Genomic DNA, 7231 nt, shown 5'->3' with positions numbered 1-7231 from the left:
CCCCGGGCCTTCGCCCCCCCACCACCCCACACGGTCGTTCGAGAAGGGTTCGACCGAGGGGGCACCCTTTCAACCCACCGAGTCGGGTGGTGGGCGGGCGAGGCCGGGGTCCGGGGCGGAGCCCCGTGACGGTCACCTCCTGGCCCGCCGAGTCGGGCGGGCGGGTGGGAAGGCGGGCGAGGTGGCGCACCCCCCATCGCTGGGGAAAGTCGGTCGAGCCCCCGGCAGGGACGGGGTACCGTTCCTGACAGGGCCATCGATCCCGTACCGGCGGGTTAACCGGATACATACATGTACGTGGGGACCCTGTCCTTCGACCTCCTCCTCGGCGACATCCACTCGCTCAAGGAGAAGCGCTCCGTCGTCCGCCCGATCGTCGCCGAACTCCAGCGGAAGTACGCCGTGAGCGCGGCCGAGGTGGACCACCTGGACCTTCACCGCAGGGCCGGCATCGGCCTTGCCATGGTCTCCGGCGACGCCGCGCACCTGACCGACGTACTCGACCGGTGCGAACGGCTGGTCGCCGGCCGCCCCGAGGTGGAGCTGCTGTCCGTGCGACGGCGCTTCCACGGCGACGACGACTAGACCTGAGACTTGAGAACGACAAGAAGAAAGAACGGGAGACGGACCAGTGGCCGACAACGCGCGGGCTAAGAGGCTGGCGGACCTCATCCGAGAGGTGGTGGCCCAGAAGCTGCAGCGCGGGATCAAGGACCCGCGGCTCGGCACCCACGTCACCATCACGGACACCCGGGTCACGGGTGACCTCAGGGAGGCGACCGTCTTCTACACGGTGTACGGCGACGAGGAGGAGCGGAACGCCGCAGCCGCGGGTCTGGAGAGCGCCAAGGGCATTCTCCGTTCCGAGGTCGGCCGGGCCGCCGGCGTGAAGTTCACGCCGACCCTCACCTTCGTCGCGGACGCCCTCCCGGACACCGCCCGCAACATCGAGGACCTCCTCGACCGGGCGCGGCAGTCCGACGCGAAGGTCCGCGAGGCCTCCGCGGGCGCCGCCTATGCCGGTGAGGCCGATCCGTACCGCAAGCCGGGTGCGGAAGACGAGGCCGACGAGACGGACGACGCCACCGAATGACCAGCAAGCCCACCCCGCCCGACGGCCTTGTCATCGTCGACAAGCCGTCGGGCTTCACCTCCCACGACGTCGTCGCCAAGATGCGGGGCATCGCCCGCACCCGGCGCGTCGGGCACGCCGGCACCCTCGACCCGATGGCCACGGGTGTCCTCGTCCTCGGTATCGAGCGGGCCACCAAGCTCCTCGGGCACCTCGCCCTGACCGAGAAGGAGTACCTCGGGACGATCCGCCTCGGGCAGAACACGGTCACGGACGACGCCGAGGGCGAGATCACCTCGTCCACCGACGCCTCCAAGGTCACCCGGGAGGCCGTCGACGCCGGTATCGCCAAGCTGACCGGCGCCATCATGCAGGTGCCGTCCAAGGTCAGCGCCATCAAGATCGACGGCGTACGGTCGTACAAGCGCGCCCGGGACGGCGAGGACTTCGACATCCCGGCCCGCCCGGTGACCGTCTCCTCCTTCGCCGTGTACGACGTCCGGGACGCCGTCGCCGAGGACGGCACCCCCGTCCTCGACCTGGTCGTCTCCGTCGTCTGCTCCTCCGGCACCTACATCCGCGCCCTCGCCCGTGACCTGGGCGCCGACCTGGGCGTCGGCGGCCATCTCACGGCGCTGCGCCGGACCCGTGTCGGGCCGTACAAGCTGGACTCCGCGCGCACCCTCGACCAGCTCCAGCAGGAGCTGACCGTGATGCCGGTCGCGGAGGCGGCCGGGGCCGCGTTCCGCCGCTGGGACGTCGACGCAAGGCGGGCCCGGCTGCTCACCAACGGCGTGCGCCTGGAGATGCCCGACGAGTACGCGGGCACCGGACCCGTCGCCGTGTTCGACCCCGAGGGCCGCTTCCTGGCGCTCGTCGAGGAGCAGAAGGGCAAGGCGAAGAGCCTCGCCGTCTTCACCTGAGCCCGCGGAACCCGTTGGGCTCTGCCCGTGGAGCGGCGACCACGGGGTCTGGCGCCGCCGCCGCTCCACGGTCCCCCCTCGGTTCCCCCACCCCTAGGGTGTATCCACCCGCCCCCGGCTATTCACCCGACCGAGCAGGCGCTCGGAGTGAACCGGGGGAGCAGAGGGGGGCGCGTTCACCGCCCGCTCTGTCCCGCTGATCATTTCGCCCCTACGGTCGAAGACAGTGCTGGACAAGGGCACGGGTGTACGGGCGGGGAGGTTCGATCATGGCGGGACGCGGTCCGCGAACCGGGAGCGGTCGCCGGACGGCGGACGGTACACGGGAGGCGGAGCAGGAAACGGCGCCGGGGCTCGACGAGCGGCTGGTCCGGGTCCGCGACCTCGCCGGGCGTCCGCGTGGCACCGGCTTCCTGGCAGACCATCACGGGACGCTCATCACCAGCCACGAGGCCGTCGACGGCCTCGCCCGGATCGTGCTGCACGCGGCCGGGGACCGTACCTGTGTGGTCGGCTCGGACGCCGTCGTCCCGCTGCCCGCCTACGACCTGGCCCTGGTGCGCACCGAGGGCCTCGCCGTGGACCCGCTCCCGATCACCGTACGGGAACGCATCCCGGCCGGCGCCTACGTGCGCATCGCCGCCGACCGCTGGCGCGAGGCCCGGGTGCTGGCCGCGACACAGGTGACGTACACCGCCACCGACCGCTTCCATCTCCTCGAAGACGCCCTGGAGCTGGCGATCGGCACGGCAGGCCGGGACGCGCTGCGACTGGGCGGCGGCGCGGCCGGCGGCCCGGTCCTCGACGCGGAGACCGGCGCGGTCCTGGCGGTCCTCGGCACCGCCCTCCAGTCCGGCCAACGCGACGTGGGCTTCGCCGTCCCCCTCCACCACCCCGACAGCGGCCCCCTGGCCGACCTCCTGGCCACCAACGCGGCCACGGTCCCGGCCTACGGCATCGACCTGAATCTGGCAGGCGTCCTGGAACTGACGGCCACGTCCGTGGGCCAGGACGGCCCCCCAGGAGCCCTGACCGGCTACGTAGGCCGCACGTCCCCCCACATGACACCCCCTCACATGTCAGCGCCCCGCACCGGAGCGCCCCAAAGGGGCGCGGGGAACTGCGCGACCAGCCCCCACGCACCCGCAGCCGCCCCACCACCTCTCACGGCACTCACCGGCGCATACACCGACCCCGTGCAACCCATCGAACGATCGTCCATCTCAAAGGAGTTGTCGGCCTTCGCCGAAGGCACCGGCACCAAAACCGGCACCGGCACCAAAACCGGCACCGGCACCAAAACCGGCACCGGCACCAAAACCGGCACCGACACCAAAACCGGCACCGGAAACACAACCGGCACCGGAAACACAACCGGCACGGTCCTGGCCCTCGTAGGCGCCCCCGGAACGGGCCGCACCACAGAACTCGCCGCCCTCGCCGCCCGCCGCACTCGCGAAGCGACCCCCGCCCCCACCCTCTGGCTCCGCGGCGCCGACCTCAAGGACGCCGACACCTCCGTCGCCGACGCGGCCCGCCGCTCCCTGGAACGCGCGGTGCGGATCGTCGCCGCCTCCCGCTCCCAGCTCCCCGGCGACCTGGGCGAGCTGACCGTGGAGCGGCTGGCCCGCCTCGCCGCCCGCGCCGGCCGCCCCCTCCTCCTCCTGCTGGACGGCCCCGAGGAGATGCCCCCGGTCCTCACCCACCGGCTCCCCGCCTGGACCGAGGGCACCGCGGACTGGCTGCGCGACACCGGCGCCCGTCTGCTCGTGGCCTGCCGCGAGGAGTACTGGGAGCGCGCCGGCGCCGAATTCCCCCCCGACCTCCTGCACGGGCACGGGCACGAGCACCGAAACGGCCACGGCGCCGATGGCGACCCCCCGTGCATCCGGCTGACCGACCTCACCCCCGACGAGGCCCGCCGCGCCCGCTCCCGCTACGGCATCCCCGACGACGCCCTCATCGACCGCGACGCCCGCCACCCCCTCGCCCTGCGCCTGCTCTCCGAGGTCCGCGCCGCCCTCCCGGACGCCCCGGCCGACGACGACCCGATCGACCGGCACGATGTCTTCGCCGCCTACCTCGACCTGATGTGCCTGCGTATCGCGGTCCGGCTGGCCGCCGAGAACGGCCTGCGCGGTACGGCCGTACGGCGTCTCGCCGCCCGGGTCTCCGGGCAGGTGCACGAGGCCGCCCGGCGCAGCCTCGGCCCCGGGCAGGGCGAGCTGGACCGGGAGTCGTTCGAAGCGGTGTTCCCCTGGGGGCCCGTCCCCGCCCACCTCGGGGGCGGTTCCGGCTGGGCCTCCGCCGTGCTCACCGAGGGCCTGCTGGTGCCCGCCGGCGGCGGCTACCGCTTCGCCCACGAGGAACTCGCCGACTGGATCCAGGGCATGCACCTCGACCTGGACGAGGCCCTGCACGCCCTCGTCCACCGCCCCCGAAGCCCCCTGGGCGCCCACCCCCTCCCCGTCCCGCACCACCGGGTCGGCCCGGTCGTCCAGGCCCTGCTGCTGCTCGACCGTGACTACGGCCCCAGCCAACTCGCCCCACGGCTGGATGAGTTGGTGCACGCCCTCGACCTGGACCCCGGCTCCTGGTGGGCCGCGCGCCTGCTCGCCCAGACCCTGCTGCGGCTGCCCGACGCGACCCCGTACATCGGCGTGCTGCGGCTGCTCGCCGACCGCGTGGTGGGCCAACAGCACACCGCACCACCCGACTTCGGGCCGGACTTCTGGACCGCGCTCGCCCTCCCGGCCGCCGCCGACCGCTTCGACCTGCTGCGCAGGCTGGTGCTCGCCGACGAGCCGCTGCCGGAGACGGCGGGCATCGGCCGCTTCGGAGCCCGGCCGACGCGGTCGCCCGTGCAGCCGCCCACCTGGCCGCCGACGGAGCAGCCCGAGGGCACGGCCCCGCGCTACCTGGACGCCGTGGCCCGGCTGCTGGCCGCCGACCCCACCGCCGTACAGCCGTATCTCACCCGGTGGTTCGACGACGAGCGGCCGTTGCCCGCGATGCCGCACGCCACCGTGGCGACGGCGGCCCAGGCGCTGCTGCACACCCATCGGCACCGTGCCCTGGACGACCTGACCGAGGTGCTGGTGGACGCGGCGCACCGGCGCGGCGACGAGCTGCTCGCCGTACTCGCCGAGGACGAGCCGTCGGCGGTGTGCCGGGCCGTGGACCGCTGGGCGCACGACGAGCGGCCGGCCCGCCGGGTGGCCGCCGTGGCCCACGGGCTGCGCACCGCCCCGCACGTGCACAGCGAACCCGACCGCGAACTGCTCCGCTACGCCGCGCTCGCCCTGCTCGCCCGCCCCGCCGACTGCACCCTGCACGGCGGCGCCCTCGCCCTGCTGGTCCGCGACCCGGTGACCCGGGCCCGTCATCTCCCGCAGGCGCTACGGCACTTCGCCACCGGAGACCACCAGCTGTCGCCCGCCGCCCTGGTCCCGGCCCTGGCCACCCACTCAGCCGAGGTACTGGAGGCCTTCCGCGCCCGGCTGCGCGGACCGGACGCACCACAGGTGCTGCGCACTCTCGCCCACCTCACCGCACCCGCGCTCGCCCGGCGGGTCACCGAGCTGGTCCTGGAGGTCGCCGAGCTGCGGCCGGAGCTCGCCGGGCAGGTGGCCGGATTCGTCGAGCGCCGCCTCGACCAGGGCGCCGAGGCCCGTACCGTCCTCCTGCCACTGGTCACCGAGCTGCTCGACGACGGCCCGGAGCCGGTCCGGGCGGCCCTCGCGACCGTGCTCGGCGCGGCCGGCACCCCCGCCTCGCGGCCGCTGCGCCAGGAGCTCCTGGAGTTCCTGCTGGACCGTGAACGCGACCCGGGCGTCCTCGACGCGCTGCTGCACGCGGCCGCCGCACAGCGCGAGGACGACGGTGACGGCATGCGCGAGCTGGTCAGGCGCACCGGGCTGCTGCTCGTCCGCACCCCGGACGGGGCGACCCTGTTCGACCGCGGACTGGTCGACCTCGGCCGGCACGTGCCCGGATTCGCCGCCCTGATGGCCCGCTGGCTCACCGACACCCCGCAGGAATGGGCCGCCGTGGTCGGTCCGAGCACCCGGCGGATGCTCGGGAACCTGGCGGGCGTGCGGGTCCCCGCGTGACCGCGGACACGTGCGCCCGGTCACAGCGACCGTGCCGGTGTGAGCCGGGTCCGGCAAACATGGCACCCTTAGACCTGCGTATCAGGGACAACGGACACAGGTTCGAGGAGCGGACACAGTGCAGCGCTGGCGTGGCTTGGAGGACATCCCCGAGGACTGGGGGCGCAGCGTCGTCACCATCGGTTCCTACGACGGGGTGCACCGCGGTCACCAGCTGATCATCCGGCATGCCGTGGACCGCGCCCGTGAGCTGGGCATTCCGGCGGTCGTCGTCACCTTCGACCCGCACCCCAGCGAGGTCGTCCGCCCCGGCAGCCACCCGCCGCTGCTCGCCCCGCACCACACCCGCGCCGAGCTGATGGCGGAGCTGGGCGTGGACGCGGTGCTGATCCTCCCCTTCACCACCGAGTTCTCGAAGCTGTCGGCCGCCGACTTCGTGGTGAAGGTCCTGGTGGACAAGTTGCATGCCAAGGCCGTCGTCGAGGGCCCCAACTTCCGCTTCGGCCACAAGGCCGCGGGCAACGTCGAGTTCCTCATCGAGCAGGGCAAGGTGTACGACTTCGAGGTGGAGGTCGTCGACCTGTTCGTGCGCGGGGAGGCGGGCGGCGGCGAGCCGTTCTCCTCGACCCTGACCCGGCGCCTGGTCGCCGAGGGCGACATGGCGGGCGCCCGCGAGATCCTGGGCCGCCCGCACCGGGTGGAGGGCGTGGTCGTGCGCGGCGCCCAGCGCGGCCGCGAGCTGGGCTTCCCCACCGCCAACGTGGAGACGCTCCCGCACACCGCCATCCCCGCCGACGGCGTCTACGCCGGCTACCTGCACGTCCAGGGCGAGGTGATGCCGGCCGCGATCTCGGTCGGCACCAACCCGCAGTTCGACGGCACCGAGCGCACGGTGGAGGCGTACGCCATCGACCGCGTGGGCCTCGACCTGTACGGCCTGCATGTCGCCGTCGACTTCCTGGCCTTCGTCCGCGGCCAGGCCAAGTTCGACTCGCTAGACGCGCTCCTCGAGCAGATGGCCGAGGACGTCAAGCGCTGCCGGGAGCTGGTGGCGGCCGACAACACCTGATCCCCCGCAGGGCTCAGCAGAAGCAGTACGCCGAAGGGCGGCCGGTGCCTCGCGC

The 7231-nt window shown here is 73.6% G+C and carries 5 protein-coding genes; all 5 read left to right on the top strand.

Features of this window, described 5'->3' with window-relative positions:
- Positions 1-291: 291 nt before the first annotated feature.
- Positions 292-585: a DUF503 domain-containing protein gene (locus ACWGKQ_RS51570; protein WP_046732584.1), complete on the top strand. Its 294-nt coding sequence runs from the start codon at positions 292-294 to the stop codon at positions 583-585.
- A 46-nt stretch (positions 586-631) separates the two neighbouring features.
- Positions 632-1093, top strand: a complete 462-nt coding sequence (rbfA, locus tag ACWGKQ_RS51565) for a 30S ribosome-binding factor RbfA (RefSeq protein ID WP_453299074.1) — start codon at positions 632-634, stop codon at positions 1091-1093.
- Positions 1090-1995: a tRNA pseudouridine(55) synthase TruB gene (gene truB, locus ACWGKQ_RS51560; RefSeq protein WP_453299073.1), complete on the top strand. Its 906-nt coding sequence runs from the start codon at positions 1090-1092 to the stop codon at positions 1993-1995. Before rbfA ends, truB begins: the two co-directional genes overlap by 4 nt.
- Positions 1996-2264: 269 nt before the next feature.
- On the top strand, positions 2265-6107 hold the full coding sequence (locus tag ACWGKQ_RS51555; RefSeq protein ID WP_453299072.1) for a trypsin-like peptidase domain-containing protein: 3843 nt from the start codon (positions 2265-2267) through the stop codon (positions 6105-6107).
- A 118-nt stretch (positions 6108-6225) separates the two neighbouring features.
- Positions 6226-7176: a bifunctional riboflavin kinase/FAD synthetase gene (locus ACWGKQ_RS51550; RefSeq protein ID WP_453299071.1), complete on the top strand. Its 951-nt coding sequence runs from the start codon at positions 6226-6228 to the stop codon at positions 7174-7176.
- Positions 7177-7231 lie beyond the last annotated feature (55 nt).

The organism is Streptomyces sp. NPDC054770 (assembly GCF_053611985.1).
Note: the sequence above shows the minus strand (reverse complement) of the source record. Positions and strands in the feature narration are given on the sequence as shown.